15 protein-coding genes are annotated in these 18,159 nt (G+C 37.4%); 8 read left to right on the top strand and 7 right to left on the bottom strand.

The window, feature by feature from the left end:
* On the top strand, positions 1-1,047 hold the full coding sequence (locus HWX04_RS01590; protein ID WP_175868496.1) for a sn-glycerol-3-phosphate import ATP-binding protein UgpC: 1,047 nt from the start codon (positions 1-3) through the stop codon (positions 1,045-1,047).
* Between the two features lie 955 nt (positions 1,048-2,002).
* On the opposite strand, the gene HWX04_RS01585 is transcribed toward HWX04_RS01590, so the two are convergent.
* The 3 genes from HWX04_RS01585 to HWX04_RS01575 are packed head-to-tail and all read right to left on the bottom strand — an operon-like array spanning position 2,003 to position 4,559.
* Positions 2,003-2,923: a metal ABC transporter solute-binding protein, Zn/Mn family gene (locus tag HWX04_RS01585; protein WP_175868495.1), complete on the bottom strand. Its 921-nt coding sequence runs from the start codon at positions 2,921-2,923 to the stop codon at positions 2,003-2,005.
* A gap of 10 nt (positions 2,924-2,933) precedes the next feature.
* Entirely contained in the window at positions 2,934-3,803 is an 870-nt protein-coding gene (locus HWX04_RS01580) for a metal ABC transporter permease (protein WP_175868494.1), read from the bottom strand.
* Between the two features lie 3 nt (positions 3,804-3,806).
* Positions 3,807-4,559, bottom strand: coding sequence for an ABC transporter ATP-binding protein (locus HWX04_RS01575; protein ID WP_175868493.1), 753 nt, complete (start codon positions 4,557-4,559; stop codon positions 3,807-3,809).
* A 680-nt stretch (positions 4,560-5,239) separates the two neighbouring features.
* Here HWX04_RS01575 and nrdH point away from each other — a divergent pair.
* Genes nrdH through nrdF form a run of 4 tightly spaced genes read left to right on the top strand, consistent with a single transcriptional unit; the run spans position 5,240 to position 8,980 of the window.
* Positions 5,240-5,464 (top strand): glutaredoxin-like protein NrdH, encoded by a 225-nt coding sequence (nrdH, locus tag HWX04_RS01570; RefSeq protein ID WP_175868492.1) that lies wholly within the window; start codon positions 5,240-5,242, stop codon positions 5,462-5,464.
* Positions 5,464-5,862, top strand: coding sequence for a class Ib ribonucleoside-diphosphate reductase assembly flavoprotein NrdI (gene nrdI, locus HWX04_RS01565; RefSeq protein WP_175868491.1), 399 nt, complete (start codon positions 5,464-5,466; stop codon positions 5,860-5,862). Before nrdH ends, nrdI begins: the two co-directional genes overlap by 1 nt.
* Positions 5,844-7,994: a class 1b ribonucleoside-diphosphate reductase subunit alpha gene (gene nrdE, locus HWX04_RS01560; RefSeq protein ID WP_175868533.1), complete on the top strand. Its 2,151-nt coding sequence runs from the start codon at positions 5,844-5,846 to the stop codon at positions 7,992-7,994. Before nrdI ends, nrdE begins: the two co-directional genes overlap by 19 nt.
* 11 nt (positions 7,995-8,005) lie before the next feature.
* A complete protein-coding gene (nrdF, locus tag HWX04_RS01555; protein WP_175868490.1) occupies positions 8,006-8,980 on the top strand; it encodes a class 1b ribonucleoside-diphosphate reductase subunit beta in 975 nt (324 codons plus the stop codon).
* On the opposite strand, the gene prmC is transcribed toward nrdF, so the two are convergent.
* The 4 genes from prmC to secA all read right to left on the bottom strand — a co-directional run bounded on the left by prmC (position 8,977) and on the right by secA (position 14,262).
* Positions 8,977-9,843 carry a peptide chain release factor N(5)-glutamine methyltransferase gene (prmC, locus tag HWX04_RS01550; RefSeq protein WP_175868489.1) on the bottom strand — a complete coding sequence of 289 codons (867 nt, stop codon included), beginning with the start codon at positions 9,841-9,843 and terminating at the stop codon, positions 8,977-8,979. The genes nrdF and prmC overlap by 4 nt on opposite strands.
* Positions 9,840-10,919 (bottom strand): peptide chain release factor 1, encoded by a 1,080-nt coding sequence (gene prfA, locus HWX04_RS01545; protein ID WP_175868488.1) that lies wholly within the window; start codon positions 10,917-10,919, stop codon positions 9,840-9,842. Before prfA ends, prmC begins: the two co-directional genes overlap by 4 nt.
* Before the next feature lie 189 nt (positions 10,920-11,108).
* Entirely contained in the window at positions 11,109-11,606 is a 498-nt protein-coding gene (locus tag HWX04_RS01540) for a Fur family transcriptional regulator (protein ID WP_175868487.1), read from the bottom strand.
* Positions 11,545-14,262 carry a preprotein translocase subunit SecA gene (gene secA / locus HWX04_RS01535; protein WP_175868486.1) on the bottom strand — a complete coding sequence of 906 codons (2,718 nt, stop codon included), beginning with the start codon at positions 14,260-14,262 and terminating at the stop codon, positions 11,545-11,547. The genes HWX04_RS01540 and secA overlap by 62 nt, the downstream gene beginning before the upstream one ends.
* Before the next feature lie 422 nt (positions 14,263-14,684).
* Between secA and HWX04_RS01530 the strand changes: the two genes are divergently transcribed.
* The 3 genes from HWX04_RS01530 to mutT all read left to right on the top strand — a co-directional run bounded on the left by HWX04_RS01530 (position 14,685) and on the right by mutT (position 17,543).
* A complete protein-coding gene (locus tag HWX04_RS01530) occupies positions 14,685-15,638 on the top strand; it encodes a peptidylprolyl isomerase (RefSeq protein ID WP_175868485.1) in 954 nt (317 codons plus the stop codon).
* A gap of 132 nt (positions 15,639-15,770) precedes the next feature.
* Positions 15,771-17,003 (top strand): bifunctional glutamate N-acetyltransferase/amino-acid acetyltransferase ArgJ, encoded by a 1,233-nt coding sequence (gene argJ / locus HWX04_RS01525; protein ID WP_175868484.1) that lies wholly within the window; start codon positions 15,771-15,773, stop codon positions 17,001-17,003.
* A 126-nt stretch (positions 17,004-17,129) separates the two neighbouring features.
* Positions 17,130-17,543, top strand: a complete 414-nt coding sequence (mutT, locus tag HWX04_RS01520) for an 8-oxo-dGTP diphosphatase MutT (protein WP_175868483.1) — start codon at positions 17,130-17,132, stop codon at positions 17,541-17,543.
* Positions 17,544-18,159: the final 616 nt, after the last annotated feature.

Below are 18,159 nucleotides of genomic sequence, written 5' to 3'. Positions count from 1 at the left end.
GTGGCCATAATCCAGTTATCAAATATAAAAAAACGGTATGACAACGGCATTCTGGTCATTGATGACTTAAATTTAACTGTTGCTGATAAAGAACTACTTGTTCTTGTTGGTCCTTCAGGATGCGGAAAATCAACCTTGTTACGTATTATTGCAGGACTTGAACAAGTCACCTCAGGTGAACTGTGTATTGATAACGAACGTATCAATGATCGTGAACCAGCTGATCGTGATATTGCTATGGTTTTTCAAAATTATGCCCTTTATCCCCATATGACAGTTCGCGGAAACCTAGAATATGGCCTTAAAAATCGAAAAACACCTAAAGAAGAAATAAAAAAACGCATCGCACATGCTGCAAAGCTTTTGGAGATAGAACCATTTCTTGATCGTAAACCACGACAATTATCAGGAGGACAACGCCAGCGTGTTGCAATGGGACGTGTGATTGTACGTCAACCCCGTGTTTTTCTCTTTGATGAACCTCTTTCAAATCTTGATGCAAAATTACGGGCGCAAATGTGTATTGAGATAAAAACGCTACAGCGTTCATTAGGAACAACCAGCCTCTATGTTACCCATGATCAACTAGAAGCCATGACATTAGCCGATAGAATAGTCGTTTTGAATAAAGGAGCTATCGAGCAAATTGGAACACCAATGGAAATTTACGATACTCCAGCAACCACATTTGTTGCCGACTTTATTGGTTCTCCTCCTATGAATTTTCTTGATCGTCATATCCTAGAACAACATTTAGGGCATTCATTTTCTTATAGCGAAGAAACGGATCTTTTAGCTTTCAGACCTGAAATGATCTTATTGGGTGAACACCCAGATAAAGGACCTGTTTTTCACACACAAATTGAGCTTATCAAGCCGATTGGAACAGGTTGCCATGTCTTAACACGTTGGAATAATATCATTTTTACGATTGAAATAAAAGAACGCTTGACACACAATTATGGTCAAAAACTAAGTTTCACGGTCGCTCATCAAGATTTTCATACCTTTAACAAAAACACTGGAAAGCGCACAAGGAATAAATAGATATTAATTGATGTGATAAGACTTTCTTTTATGCTGCATCATGATAATGTTATGTTTTGGCTCTTTCGATTACATTCACAAAAACATAATGTAACTGATGATATTGAAAAAATTAAAAATTTTTATAATGATCCATTGTCACATGTCCCGAGAATGTCAAAACACTCATATGAATAAATTTTATTTTTTTACGGGCTGTAAGAAGAATATTATTTTCGAATAATAAAGTTTTTTTCATTGTAGGTAATAACTATTTATAAACCATGGTTCCTCACATTTTGAAGTAAGATTTACTTATAAAAACAACATGTTATGATTTTTCCTAAAGAGATAATTTATATGTTTTATAAAGAATGAATAAGAAAAATAAAAAGAGAAAATTATTCACAAATGGTGGCACCAAGTACCTCACATCTTGGCTTTGATCGGTGATATAAAAAGTCCATTTATCCATAAAAACAGGACGGAGTTCTGAATAGCTTGTACAAGAATAGGTACGTTTCTCTTAACGGCAATTGATTGATTTAATAATGATAATTCACTGTTTTGAGTGTTAAGTGAAAATTCCGAATACCGTAAGGTTTTCTCATTCCAAATCTGTTCTATGTTGAATCAATCAAAATCATTCGTTTGCTGCTATAAGCGGGGAGAGCCATGTGGATAAAAAACTATTAATAAAGGACTTTAAATACTCCTTATGAACGATATCAAGTGTTGAGAATTATCGCAAAAGAAACGTTGGAAAATAAAATAATAATGCTCGTGGTTTGGGCAGCATGAGGTAATAACTCCACTTATGATTTTATCTATCTGAGCATCTATAGGATGTAAATTTTTTCTGTAAAATTAACTTTATTTCATATCATTGTTATCAATGATGGATATTGGGTATCATGGATAACGTAATCATAGGCCTATGATGATATAAACTTTTTTCTTCTATAAAAAGATTTTTTTAATGTTTTGTGATGGCATCAATAATGGTATTCACATTATGCTCCATCATATCGAGATAAGTTGCAGCGGGGCCATTTTCGTTTGACAATGCATCAGAATAAAGGATTCCACCAATTTTTAAACCCGTTTCTTTTGAAATTTGTTTTATGAGACGAGGATTAGAGATATTTTCAATGAACAATGCAGCTGCTTTATTCGCTTTAATTTGTTTGATAAGTTTAGCAACCTCAGCTGCGGTTGCTTCAGCTTCTGTTGAAGCGCTTTGAGGGGCAAGGATAGTGAAGCCATATTCTTTAGCAAAATAGCCAAAAGCGTCATGGGATGTGATAATGATACGTTTATCTTTAGGGATAGTGGCAATTTTTGTTTTTAGGGTATCTTGTACTGTTTTAAGCTTTTTGATGTAAATTTCGGCATTTTTATTGTAGTGCGTACAAGATTGTGGATCAATTTTACAAAAAGCAGCTGCGATATTCTTCACATAGATTTCGACATTGGGAATTGTTTGCCAAGCGTGTGGATCAATAACGCTGTGATGGTGGTGATGGGCACCATGTTCTTGATTTTTCATTTCGAGGGGAGGAATGTTAGCACTAACCTTGACAAGAAGTGCTTTTGTACCACTTGCTGTAATGAGGCGGTCAATGAACCCCTCTAAATGAAGTCCATTGATAAAAATAATCTGAGCATTTCTAAGAGCTTGAGCGTCAAGGGGGGTAGGTTCATAAGTGTGGGTATTCGCATTGGGTCCTACAAAAGTGGTCATAGAGATATTGTTGCCTCCTACATTTTTTACGAGATCTGCAAGAATAGAAAAGCTTGCAACAACTTTTATTTTATTGTGTGCAGAAGCAGAAAAGGGAGAAAGGGCAAATAATAAAGCACTCAGCAGAACAAATTTTTGAGTAAATTTAAGCATCGTTTTTTCTTTAAAGTGAGGAAGTATAAAAAAGATGGGGAAACCATGTTACAATAAAACCGCGTGGACTTATGAGGCAGGAAATAAGGTAAATAAATCCTGCGGCAATGATGATAGCAGGGCCAGAGGGAAGTGAGAGATGAAAAGAAAGCAAAAGACCACATATGCTAGAAATGATTCCAAAAAGAGTGGAAAGCACGCAAATAGGGCCTAGCCGTGAAAACCAAAAACGAGCTGTAATCGCTGGAATCATCATAATGCCAACAGACAGTAATGTTCCTAGTGATTGAAAGCCCCCAACTAGATTCAACACCACAAGTCCAAGCAATGAAATATGAATATATTTACTCAATGGAGAGAGTGATTTAAAAAAGAGGGGGTCAAAGCTTTCTAAGACGAGCGCACGCCAGAAGATAAACAGGCAGCAGAGTGTGATGAGCATTATGGTAGTGATCAACCAAAGAGCCTTTGTATCAATTGCAAGAACCGATCCAAATAAGAGATGAAGCAGTTCAATGGTTGAATCTTTCAGTGAGATAATAATGACACCTGCTGCGAGTGCAATAAGATAAAAGACGGTCATGGATGCATCTTCTTTCTGAAAACTATTTCGTGAAATTAAAACGGTTGCTAAAGCAACAATAATGCCAGCGAAAATACCACCAAGTGTCATAGATATGAGGGAGAAGCCGCAAATGAGAAAAGAAGTTGCAACACCAGGAAGAATGGCATGAGAGATAGCATCTCCTGTCAAACTCATTCCACGGAGCACCAAAAACACACCAACAGGACAGGCGCTAATAGAGAGGAGAATAGAGCCGATAAGGGCATTTTGCATAAAGTGGAAATCAACAAAGGGAGCAAGAAAAAATGCATACACGTCTTATAACCTAAGAAAGAGAGAATCATTAATAGGAAGGAGCTGATTTGGTGCACTAATACATAAAGAGTTGGCGGTGAGAGGGGGAATAACATGGTGAATGGTGTTGTCGAGAAACTTTGTTGTTTCTCCATAAAGGGCGTTTTGTTGATTAATTTGAATCATGTGAGGAAAAAATTCTTGCACGACGAGAGGGTCATGGAGTGCCGTGAGAACTGTGCGTCCTTGTTGTTGCCAGGATGTGATTAGTGCAAGAAGGTCTTTTTGAGTATTGCGATCGATACCATTGAAAGGTTCGTCAAGCAAGATAATATCGGCATCTTGTACAATGATACGTGCAAAAAGGGCGCGTTGTAATTGTCCGCCTGATAATGTTTCAAGCGAACGGTCGGAAAGTTCTGTGAGTCCAACCATTTCAAGTGCGTTCTGGATCTTAGAATCATAAGGGCGCTGATTTTTCCACAATCCACAAAAGGACCATAGTCCTGTTTTTACAAGTGTTTTCACATCAATGGGAAATGTTTGATCTATATTACATTGCTGAGAAAGATAAGCAATGCGGCTTTTTTGGGGTTTTGTAATTTTTCCCTTAAGAGGTTTAATCAAGCCGGCAATGGCTTTTAGCAATGTTGATTTTCCAGCACCGTTATCACCCGTGACTGCGACTAATGAACCTGCTTCTAACTTTGCTGAAAAGCCCTTGATCGCTATTCTATTCCCATAGCCTAATGTTGTCTTTTTAAAATGCAGATCCATAACTTATACCATCTTTTCTTAATTATTTTAATAACTATGTAATAATATAACGTTTGTCAATAAAATGTATTATTACATAATTTTGAGTACTGAATATTTTAGTGGGAAGATCGTGGAAAATTCAAAATAATGGTCGAATTCTCCTTGACGAAAGAGAGAGAGTATATACTATATATAGTATCAAAATGATTGGTGATTCTAAATAAGCACAAGAGAGGGTGTTAGTGTGTTTCGTTTGGTATCTAAGTTATTTCCAATGTTATCGTAAAAGTTTGTTAAGCAAGGGTATAACGATATTCTTGCTAAACTGTATCTTTTAAAAGGATTTCCTTTCGTTTTTGTAATTCATTTTTGCCGTAAAAGAGTAAAACAAGAACTTTTGAAAACGGTGGTTTAGAACGTTAGTTTTTTAGACAGCAGGAGAGAATTGTTTGCCAAGCAAAAGATTGTTTTATAACTGGGGGATCCCATTTAAGTTATAGAATAATTGTTTATTCTCATCATAGTCTTTGAAGTTATTTGATGAGGGGTTTTGTTATGTTCAGGGAGCTGTGTGTTCTTTGAAAATGATCACACCTTTTACGTACAATTTCTGTTGTTTGTTATTTTTGAGTACTTATAAAAAGGATTAGATTAACTTTTTTAGGGTTGATTGTTTTGGATTATGAAAGTTGAAGAAAATGTCGATCACTATTTATAGCAAACCATTTTGTGTCCAATGTGATGCCACACGCCGCGCTTTTGATGCAAAAGGCATTCATTATCGTGTTGTTGATATTTCCTGTGATGAGCAAGCATACAGTTTTGTCCAATCTCTGGGGTATCGTCAGGTTCCTGTCGTCGTTTGTGGTGAGAATCATTGGTCTGGTTTTAGACCAGATATGATTAGTGGTCTTTGTGCTTAATGGGGCTTATTGTTTATTATTCGAGTGCAACAGGTAATACAGAGCATTTTGTCTCGCAGCTTAGTCAACGACTCTTCAAAATTGATAAAAGAAAACCTTCTGCACTAGTTGGTGAACCGTATGTACTGGTTGTACCTACGTATGCAGATGGAGAAGGAAGAGGGGCGGTGCCGAAAGCCGTTATTCATTTTCTTAATGAAGTTGAAAATCGCGAGTTAATTCGTGGTGTTATTGGTGGTGGGAATCGTAATTTTGGTCGCTATTATAATTTAGCCAGTAAGATCATTGCTGAAAAATGTTGTATCCCTTGCCTTTATCGTTTTGAGCTTCGTGGAACTGATGAGGACGTTATTTGTGTAAAAAAGGGATTGGAGAGATTTTGGAAACAATTGGTATAAAACAGTCGCAGAAGTCCGATCAGATTACTGATTATCATGCGCTGAATGCAATGCTTAATCTTTATGATGAAAATGGTCATATCCAATTTGATATGGATCGACTTGCTGCAAGGCAATATTTTCTTCAACATGTTAATCAAAATACAGTTTTTTTTCATAACTTGAAGGAAAAAATAGATTACTTAATAGAAGAAGGTTATTATGAAAAAGCTTTATTTGAGCTTTATGATTTTTCTTTTATTAAAAAACTTTTTAAACGCGCTTACGCATTTAAATTTCGTTTTCCTACCTTTTTAGGCGCATTTAAATACTACACCAGCTATACGCTAAAGACTTTCGATGGGAAGCGTTATCTTGAACGTTATGAAGATCGTGTTTGTCTTGTGGCTTTATATTTGGCACAAGGGAATAACGCTCTTGCTGAAAGTTTTTTGGACGAGATTATTACGGGGCGTTTTCAACCAGCAACGCCAACATTTTTAAATGCTGGGAAAAAACAACGTGGTGAATTGGTTTCGTGTTTTTTGCTCCGTGTTGAAGATAATATGGAATCGATAGGTCGTGCCGTTAATTCGGCTTTACAGCTTTCAAAACGCGGTGGAGGTGTGGCACTTTGTTTGACCAATTTGCGGGAGGCTGGAGCACCAATTAAGCAAATAGAAAATCAATCATCCGGTGTTTTACCGGTGATGAAACTTTTGGAAGATTCTTTTTCTTATGCCAATCAGCTTGGGGCGCGACAGGGGGCTGGAGCTGTTTATTTGCATGCACATCATTTAGATATTATGAAGTTTTTGGATACAAAGCGTGAAAATGCTGATGAAAAAGTTAGAATCAAAACGCTTTCGCTTGGTGTAGTTATTCCTGATATTACTTTTGAGCTTGCACGGAATAATGAGGACATGTATCTCTTCTCATCTTATGATATTGAGCGTGTGACAGGCAAACCCTTTAGCGACATTTCTTTAACGGAACATTATCGCTCTTTTGTTGATAATGCAAAGATTCGTAAGAAGAAAATAAGTGCACGTGTTTTTTTTCAAACTTTAGCGGAAATTCAATTTGAGTCAGGTTATCCCTATATTTTATTTGAGGACACTGCTAACCGTGCTAATCCAATCGCTGGACGTATAAGTATGAGCAATTTATGTTCAGAAATTTTACAGGTCAGCGAGGCTAGTGAATTAGAGATAGATTTAACTTATCGCACTGTTGGAAGTGATATATCTTGTAATCTTGGTTCAATGAATATTGCCAAAGCAATTGAAAGTCCTGATTTCGGACAGACCGTGGAATCTGCTGTTCGCGCTCTTACGGCTGTTTCGGATATGAGCAATATTGCTTGCGTGCCTTCCATTGCAAAAGGCAATGCTGAAAGTCATGCGATTGGTTTGGGACAAATGAATTTGCATGGGTTTTTAGCGCGTGAACAGATCTATTATGGATCTCCAGAAGCGATTGATTTTACCAATATCTATTTTTATATTGTGACATATCATGCCATACGTGCTTCCAATTTAATTGCACGTGAACGTCAAAAAATGTTTGCTGGATTCGAAAAATCAGCTTATGCAGATGGACGTTTTTTCGAAAAATATATTGAAAAAGAATGGAAACCGCAATTTGCGCTTGTACAAGAGCTTTTTGCACGGAATAATATTGTTATTCCAGATCAAAAGGATTGGCAGGAACTTAAGAAACACGTTATTGAGTATGGACTTTATAACCGCAATCTGCAAGCCGTTCCCCCTACAGGGTCTATTTCCTATATTAATCATGCCACTTCTTCTATTCATCCCATTGCTTCAAAAATTGAAATTCGTAAAGAGGGAAAAATTGGGCGCGTTTATTATCCCGCGCCTTATATGGATAATACGAATTTAAATTTTTACCAAGATGCTTATGAGGTTGGTCCTGAAAAAATTATAGATACCTATGCTGCTGCGACACAGCATGTCGATCAAGGTCTTTCATTAACACTATTTTTTCCTGATACCGCGACCACACGTGATATTAACCGCGCACAAATTTATGCTTGGAAAAAGGGTATAAAGAGTATTTATTATATACGGTTGCGGCAAGTCGCACTGAGTGGAACAGAAGTCGATGGCTGTGTTTCGTGCAGTCTATAGGAGGTCATCATATGACAAAGATTACAACCAAAAATCCTGTTGTGTCTGCTGTTAACTGGAATAGATTACATGATGAGAAAGATCTTGAAGTATGGAATCGTTTAACTGGAAATTTTTGGTTGCCTGAGAAGGTTCCACTTTCCAATGATATTCCCTCATGGTCAAGTTTGACAGAAGAAGAACGCAAGCTAACAATTCGTGTTTTTACAGGATTAACGCTTCTAGATACCATTCAAAATACTGTGGGTGCCATTTCATTGCTTGCTGATGCGATAACAGAGCATGAGGAAGCAGTCTTGACGAATATTGCGTTTATGGAAGCGGTTCATGCACGTTCTTATTCCTCTATTTTTTCAACCCTCTGCTCGACGGTAGAAGTTGATGATGCATTTAGATGGTCAGAAGAAAATAGTCATTTGCAGAAAAAGTCTAGATTAGTACTTGAGCGTTATGAAGCAAATAATCCACTCAAGAAAAAAATTGCTTCGACTTTGCTGGAAAGCTTTTTATTTTATTCTGGTTTTTATTTGCCCATGTATTGGGCCAGTCGCGCTAAGTTGACCAATACAGCAGATCTCATTCGGCTTATCATTCGTGATGAAGCGGTCCATGGTTATTATATTGGCTATAAATTTCAATTGGGCTATGCAAAGCTTGATGAAGCCAAAAGACAAGAAATTAAAGATTTTGCTTTTAACTTGCTCTTTGACCTTTATAACATTGAGTGCAAATATACTGAAGATCTTTATGATACCCTTGGATTGACGGAAGATGTGAAAATTTTTCTCCATTATAATGCCAACAAGGCTTTAATGAATTTAGGGTTTGAAGCTCTTTTCCCTCCTGAGGTTTGTCGTGTTAATCCTGCTATTTTGGCAGCTTTATCACCAAACTCTGATGAGAATCATGACTTTTTTTCAGGGGCTGGCTCTTCTTATGTCATTGGCAAGGCGGTTGCGACTACGGATGATGATTGGGAATTTTAATGCTTGCGTGCAAACAGAAGTGCGCGGGGTATCCCACTCAGATCTTTGCGCATTTTTAAACATTGAAAACCATTTTTTTCAAACAAATCGCAGACCTTTTTTTCTTGAGAATAACCGATTTCAACAGCAACATAACTATTTTCTTTTAAATAGTCAGCTGCTTCATGGGCGAGCTTTCGATAAAAATCAAGCCCATCTTCCCCTCCGATAAGGGCACGCAATGGATCATATAAACGTACTTCTTTTGCAAGTTTTTTGATATCTTTTGCGGGAATATAGGGTGGATTAGAAACAATGAAATCAAAGTAACCTGTGACAGAATTAAACCAATCGCTAAGGAGAGGTGTGAAGCGATTGATAACTCCCCCCGTCTCTGCATTTTTTGTCGCTGTTTTAAGGGCATCTTCAGAAATATCGACCGCCACTGCGTGGGATATAGGAATTTGTTTAAGGAGTGCAATGGCAAGAGCGCCACTGCCTGTTCCCATATCAAGCAGCGTTATTTTTTCTGAATTTTCGACCTGTTTTTTAAGGAAGGGAAGAACAAGCTCGATGAGCGTTTCTGTATCAGGTCGTGGTTCTAACGTCTCTTGAGAAAGAGCGAAAGATATGCCATAAAACTCTCTCATCCCTATAATACGGTAGACCGGTTCACCAGCAACACGTCGTTGTATGAGCTGTTCTAATTGTTCAATTTGTTCAAAAGAAAGGCATATATCTGGTCGGAGAATTCTATCAGAGGAATTTGTACCTGTTACCCATTCGACCAGTATTTTTGCCTCAAGCTTAGCTTCAGAAATTCCTTTTATGCGCAATTTTTCTTGAGTTTGTTGGATGACACTGTTAAGAGAGTATTTGTTCATCCATTATTATCCATTTCCATCAGAAGTGAGGTTTGGTGATCAGAGATGAGTGCATGAATAATTTCATTAAGATCGCCTTCTAGGATGCGATCAAGTTTATACAAAGTGAGATTAATACGGTGATCCGTGACACGTCCTTGTGGAAAATTATAGGTACGAATACGCTCTGAGCGGTCACCAGAGCCAACTTGATTTTTACGAGAGGTTGAACGCTCATTTTCCGCTTTTTGTCGTTCAATATCGAACAAGCGCGCACGCAAAATTTGCAGTGCTCGCGCGCGGTTTTGGTGTTGTGATTTTTCTGCTTGTACAACCATAATTCCTGTTGGAATATGGGTGATACGAACAGCTGAGTCCGTTGTATTGACATGCTGCCCACCTGCGCCGGAGGCACGCATGGTATCGATGCGAATATCCTCTGGTCGAATTTCAATATCAATTTCTTCAGCCTCTGGAAGAACTGCAACTGTAGCAGCAGATGTATGAATACGCCCACCGGTTTCTGTCTCAGGAATACGTTGTACACGATGAACGCCTGATTCAAATTTTAATTTAGCAAAGACACCCTTTCCAGAAATGCTCGCAATAATTTCTTTATATCCGCCAACTTCTCCCTCATTAAGTGAAACAACTTCTACTTTCCAGTTATGAGAAGCGGCATAACGTTCATACATGCGGAAGAGATCACCAGCAAAGAGTGCAGCCTCTAATCCACCTGTTCCTGCTCGAATTTCCACAATAGCACTTTTTTCATCAGCAACATCTTTAGGTAAAAGAAGAATCTGGAGTTCTTTTTCAAGTGGTTGCATTTTCTGGTATAATAACGGGAGTTCTTCTTGAGCAAGATGTCGCATCTCTGCATCTGTTTGCTTATCGTTGATAATCGTTTCTAGCTCTGTGATCTCTTCGTAAAGCGCATTTAATGTCCGTATAGAGGCAACAATTGGCTGTAGCTCTGAATATTCAGAAGCTAATTTTACATATGTTTCAGCATCTGGATTTTGAGCCATTTGGCTCTCAATTATTTCAAAGCGCTTTTTAAGCTGTCTCATACGATCTTTTGGCAAAGAAACCATGATAATATTGACCTAAGTTGTTATAATATTTTTTTATGATGCAAACAATTGATTGCCTTATAGCATCAGCTAAAATGGGGTAATAAAGCAGAAAAACTTACTTGCCAATGAAAACTATAATTTTTTCAATTAAACTTATAGAAAACCTCGTTTTCATAAAGCATTTTTTGATGACATATACGAGATCAGCTACTTAAGAGTTGTTTTTTTTCCATAAATTTCAAGGCGATGATGAATGATATCATAACCAAGGGATTTTGCAATTTCCTCTTGCAATTTTTCAATAACATCAGAATGAAATTCGATAACTTGCCCTGTTTCTATATCAATGAGATGATCATGGTGTTGCCCATCTGCTTGCTCAAAACGAGAGGGGCCACCACTAAAGCTATGGCGATGAATTGTTCCGTTTCCTTCTAATATTTTCATTGTTCTATAAACAGTCGAGAGCGAAATACTCGAATCTATTTGGTGAGCCCGCTGAAAAATTTCAAATGCATTCGGATGGTCTTTTGTTTCAGTCAAAATATCAAGAATAACACGTCGTTGGCGCGTTACTCTTAAACCAGCTGCACGCAATTCTTGCTCATAGTTTCGCTTTTTATTCATCTTCATTGTTTGCTTTTCAAACAAAAGCTCCATGACAATGTTTATATTTTTTCTCTGAACCACAAGGACAACGCTCATTGCGTCCAACTTTTCCCCATGTGGTTACATCGTTAGGATCACGGTCTTGTGGGTTAACAAACCTATTTTCTTGTGTTCGTGCCCATAAGGGTGGACCATTTTCTTGATTTTGATCATTAAAGACAGAAGAATCGGCATCAGTTTGCTCAGGCATGGTCGGTTCAGTAGGTTGTTGAATAATTTCAAAGCGCATAAGTTTAGAAGTGACAATTCGGCGCAAATTGCTCAACATACTTTGAAAGAGTTCAAAAGATTCTGTTTTATACTCATTGAGTGGATCTCGCTGCGCATAACCACGAAAACCAACAACAGAACGTAAATGATCTAAACTTATCAGATGTTCACGCCATAACGTGTCAATGGTTTCGAGTAATACTGCTTTGTGAAAATAAGCCATAACCTCTGGAGAGTAGCGTTCAGTACGCTCATTTTCAAGTTTTGTAACAGCATCTAAAATACGCTCTAAAATTTGTTCTTCGGCAATTCCATCTTCTTTGGCCCATTCTTCCACAGGAAGTTCAAGATTAAAGAGTTGTTGAAGTTCTTCTTCGAGAGCTTTTACATCCCATTTTTCAGAATATGTCCCAGAGGGAATATAAGTTTCTACAAGATCTTCCACGACTTCATTGCGCATTTCATCGATCATTTCTGATAAATCATCTGCCTTCATGATCTCCATACGCTGTTCAAAAATAACCTTGCGTTGATCATTCATGACATCGTCATATTTTAGCAGATTTTTACGAATTTCAAAGTTGCGTGCTTCGACCTTTTTTTGTGCTTTTTCAAGAGCTTTATTAATCCATGGATGGATAATAGCTTCATTTTCTTTCAATCCAAGTTTTTGCAGCATGCTATCCATACGGTTGGAACCGAAGATACGCATAAGATCATCTTGAAGAGAAAGAAAGAATTTTGAGCGACCAGGATCGCCTTGGCGACCAGAACGTCCACGAAGCTGATTATCAATACGACGACTTTCATGGCGTTCAGTCGCGATAACATAAAGCCCTCCAGCTGCTAAAGCTTCTTCTTTAAGTTTTTTGACATCTTTTTTGATTTCTTCAATTTTAGCTGTCCGCTCTGGTCCTTCGGGGGTATCCTGTAATTCTTGTTTGATACGCATTTCAACATTACCACCAAGCTGTATATCCGTACCACGTCCTGCCATGTTGGTTGCGATGGTAAGAGCGCCAGGAACGCCTGCTTGCGCAATGATGTATGCTTCCTGCTCGTGATAGCGAGCATTCAAGACTCTAAAATCGGTAATGCCCTCTTTTCGCAAACGCTCTGCCAATTGTTCTGACTTTTCAATAGAGGTTGTTCCAACAAGAATAGGTTGTTTTTTTTCGTGCGCTTGACGGATATTATGCACAATCGCCCGATATTTCTCTTCTGCTGTTCGGTAAATCTCATCATCTTCGTCAAGACGTTGTACTGGTAAATTGGTAGGGACTTCGATAACGTCAAGACCATAAATATTTCTGAATTCTTCGGCTTCTGTTGTTGCCGTTCCAGTCATTCCAGATAGTTTTCTATACATGCGGAAATAATTTTGGAAAGTGATGGAAGCAAGTGTCTGATTTTCTGGTTGAATAGCAACGTGTTCTTTAGCTTCTAACGCTTGATGAAGTCCCTCAGAATAACGTCGTCCAGGCATCATACGCCCTGTAAATTCATCAATGATCACAATTTCATCATTGCGAACAATGTAATCTTTATCGCGAACAAATAGTTTATGGGCTTTTAGAGCATTATTAACATGATGAACGATAGCGACATTTTCTATGTCATAAAGACTTTCACTTTTAAGATACCCAGCTTGTTCGAGCATTTTTTCAATTTTTTCAGTACCAATTTCGGTAAAGGTTGTTGTTTTTTGTTTTTCGTCTATTTCATAGTCTTCTGAAGTTAAAGCAGGAATAAATGTGTCAATAAGGTTATAAAAGTCAGTACGATCTTCTAGAGGACCAGAAATAATAAGGGGGGTACGTGCTTCATCAATGAGGATAGAATCTACTTCATCGACAATTGCGTAATAATGTCCTCGTTGAACCATTTGACTATGATCGAAAGCCATATTATCACGCAAATAATCAAAACCTAGTTCATTATTTGTCGCGTAGGTGATGTCACATGCATAGGCTGCTCTACGGGCATCGCTATCAAGATCATGAAGAATCACACCCGTTGTAAGTCCTAGAAAACTAAAAATTTTGCCCATTGTTTCGGCATCACGACTGGCGAGATAATCGTTTACCGTTACAACATGAACGCCTTTACCTTCCAATGCATTGAGATAAATTGGTAGAGTTGCCATTAATGTTTTACCTTCACCGGTACGCATTTCAGCAATCCCACAGTCGTGAAGGACCATTCCACCAATAAGTTGTACATCAAAAGGACGTATATCATAAACACGTTTTGCAGCTTCACGAACCGTCGCGAACGCTTCTGGTAAGAGTAAATCAACACTTTCACCTTCACTAAGACGTTTACGAAACTCGTTAGTTTTTTGGCAAAGCTGCTCATCGCTTAATTTTACGAATTGTTCTTCTAAAGTATTAATTTGTGTAACTTTTTGGCGGAGTGCTTTGAGACGTCTCTCATGAGCTGAACCAAAAAATTTATGGGCAAAAACACCTAAACTGACCATCTCTGGCCCTTTCTTTTAATTGTTATCACTCTTGTTGGGAAATTCATATGCTCTCCCCATATTCTACATTTTCTTTAAGTTTTTTGATATCACGAAATGCAGATGGTACCATTATACTTGCCGGTGTGCAATTTTTCACTTTAATTGTAAAGTAGAGATAAGAGGCTAAGGGCGCTATGTCAACTTTAGGTACGTTATTTAACGGATACAATACAAAGGTATTTAAGATACAATATGTCATTTTTCTCTATTATCACGTTTTTCATTTGCCTTAGATAGGGTTGAAAAAACTGAGATAAAAGGGAAATTTTATACTTTTTTAAATAAATTGCTAATTTATTTCTCTATGTTTAAAGATTAAAGTGCTATGGTAAATAAAATTGGAATCTTGAACCTGCCTTGCATTTTTAAGGAGTATATTTATGAAATTTAACTTTATCACGCTGTTTTTAGCATCAACTTTATTGGCAAGTACAAGTTTAGGGGTGAGGGCCCAAGAAGGTTTGAATTCATCGTTGAATGATTTAAAGACTTTGGAGAAAGCTTCCGAAAAAGCCGTTTCTCCTTCTCATGTTATGGCTGTTATTGATGGGAAGAATATTACAGCAGGCCAATTGGATGAGTTAGCGCTTGAAATAAACCCTAATTTAGCACGTTTTCCTGATGAACAACGCCGTGTAATGGTCTTAAAAGCTTATTTGGATATGCAGGCACTTGCAAAAGCAGCAAGAAGCAAAGGTCTTGATAAGACAGAAGCTTACGATAAACGTATGGCAGTTATGCGTGACAATGTGCTTCAACAGCTTTATTTTAAACAGACGATTGTGGACAAAATCTCGGATACTGATTTGGAAGCTCTTTATAAGCAAGAAATTGCTGCTTTACCTAAAGAGGATGAAGTTAAAGCCCGTCATATTTTGGTCAAGACCAGAAAAGAAGCAGAAGCTATCATTAAGAATTTAAACAAAGGCGAAAATTTTGAAGAGATTGCAAAGAAAAATTCAACAGATGGTTCCGCTGCTGTCGGGGGTGATCTTGGTTATTTTAGCCATGGTCAAATGGTAAAGCCTTTTGAAGATGCAGCATTTGGTTTGAAAGTTGGCGAATACACCAAACAACCCGTTGAAAGTCCTTTTGGTTGGCATATTATTAAATTAGAAGATCGTCGTGTAAAACAACCTCCTGCATTTGATGATGTTAAAGAGATGTTGCGTACACAGTTGATCAAAAAGCGTTATCAAGAACTAATTGTTGATTTGCGTAGCAAGATAGATGTGAAATATCCTGATCCTAATGTTACAAAAGCCATGGAATCCCTTAATCAAAATGGGACGATGCTCCCTGATGAGACATCTGATGAAGAAGATACGGAATAACGAGAAAAAATAAGTAGATAGCCTCTTTAATAGAGAATTTGCTAGGTTCATTTTTTTCAAAAAAAACTAGCAGTTTTCTATAAGAGGTTATTTATATACAATTATTTTATTTGTTTTTATAGAAAGCATATTGTGGTTTTAAAAATATCTCCTTTGACGCCCAAAAACATCCAGGAGCTTTCTCCATTATCTGGTGTACGGATAGCGACAGCTAAAGCTGGGATTAAATATAAAGATCGTACAGATCTCCTTTTTATTGTGTTCGATAAACCAGTGAGTGTGGCAGGTGTTTTTACACGTTCAAAATGTCCATCTGCCCCTGTAGAGCATTGTCGTATATCGCTTCCCCATGGGGTTGCAAGAGGTGTTGTTGTAAATTCTGGAAATGCAAATGCTTTTACAGGAAGCAAAGGAAAGAATACAACCAATGAAATCATCTGTGCAGCAGCAAACACTTTAAAGGTTAAAGAAAATGAAATTTTTATAGCTTCTACGGGCGTTATTGGCGAGCCAATGGATGCATCGGGTATTGTAAATCTTTTACCAAGTATAGCTAAGACAGCAGAAGAGGGAAATTGGTTGGAAGCTGCAAAAGCCATAATGACAACCGACACATTTCCAAAACTTGCTACACGGACTTTTGATTGTGGGGGGGAGAATGTTACCATTCATGGAATTGCAAAAGGTGCTGGTATGATTGCACCCGATATGGCGACAATGCTCTCGTTTGTGGTCAGTGATGCGACTATTTCTTCGGATATACTTCAATCCATGTTATCAGAGGCGGTTCAAGGKTCTTTYAATTCGATTACTGTTGATAGTGATACCTCAACTTCAGATACGCTTATGTTGTTTGCGACAGGAAAAGAACATTTTCCATGCCTTACAAGTCAATCTGATCCACGATATGGTGTTTTTGTAAAACAATTGAGTGCACTTCTGCATGAACTTGCACTCCAAGTTGTCTGTGATGGTGAAGGTGCACGTCATTTAATTGAGGTTAATGTGAGTGGTGCTACAACAAACGATGCGGCAAAAACGATTGCTTTATCAATTGCAAATTCACCACTTGTAAAAACGGCTATTGCCGGTGAAGATGCAAATTGGGGGCGAGTCGTTATGGCGGTTGGGAAGGCCGGTGTTGAAGTTGATCGCGATCTGTTGACGATTTGGTTTGGTGAACATCGTGTTGCAGTAAATGGCGAACGAGATCCTGCATATTGTGAAGAGACAATAGGTTCTTATATGCAAGGTAAATACATTACAATTCGTGTTGATATCGGTTTGGGTAAGAGTACCGCGACGGTTTGGACTTGCGACTTAACAAAAGAGTACGTTATGATCAATAGCGATTACAGAAGTTAACGGATACACTCTCTATAGGAAATAGGTCAGCCTATTATTTTTTTAAAGAGAATGAAATATGTGAATTCTTTTTTAAGCTAAAGGAATATAATTAAAGAGACAGTTATATTCTCATTGGAGAGTAATATGGGTATAAAAAGTCCCCTTCTTCTTGTTGTAGCCTGCGCACTGTTAGATAAAAATAATCGTGTTTTGCTTACCAAGCGGCCTGAAGGAAAATCGCTGGCTGGTTTATGGGAGTTTCCCGGTGGAAAGGTTGAGCAAGGTGAAATCCCAGAAATCTCATTGATTCGTGAACTAGAAGAAGAGCTTGGTGTGTATGTTCAAGCAAATAATTTACACCCTTTAACGTTTGCGAGCCATAGCTATACAACATTTCACCTCTTAATGCCGTTGTATCTTTGTGACCATTATGAGGGATTTGCGCAAGGACGAGAAGGGCAAAATTTAGAATGGGTTTTTATGAATGATCTTGATAAATATCCTATGCCTGATGCTGATAAACCATTGGTTAAGGTATTAAAAAATCATCTTCTTTAATGTGTATAAGAAGGAAAAATTGTTTAAATATAAATAGTTATTTATAATTTTATATTAAATGAACAAGCACAGTTCTGTAAAATTTTCCTATTTAACATTCATTCCATGCTCAATCAATCAAAACCACGTCTTTTGCTCTTTCCAAGCGGAGAGAGCTATTGTGGTAAAACGATTTAAGAAAGATATGCACTTCGTGCTGAAAGAATGCTCTCTAATAGCTAAGGGGTTATTGCAACATTGAGAATTGACAAAATTTATAACGGTGGCTTTGCACGTTTCATAAGCATAAAATGGTGAAAGATAATGGATTTATGCTTTTTATGCGCATTGTTGTGAGTTGGGTTTGGGGCACTTAAGAGATATCATGAGCATTTATTTCATGAGATATTGATAATAGGAAAAATTTCAAAAGATTCTCTAAAATAAAATGCTTTGAGTTTGTTATGAGAGATTATTTTACATAACCAATAATTTAAGCGCCCTCATAATACATTTAGTATAATAATATATTATTTTATAATCATAAATTGTCCTTTTTTCTCTTGATGTTCTAAGATTTTTCAATCAAAAAAGTTTCAATAACGTAAAAAGAATGGTGTGTAATTTGAAAAACAAT

Origin of the sequence: Bartonella gabonensis (genome assembly GCF_903679515.1) — a bacterium.
Classification (GTDB): Bacteria; Pseudomonadota; Alphaproteobacteria; order Rhizobiales; family Rhizobiaceae; genus Bartonella; species Bartonella gabonensis.
Note: the sequence above shows the minus strand (reverse complement) of the source record. Positions and strands in the feature narration are given on the sequence as shown.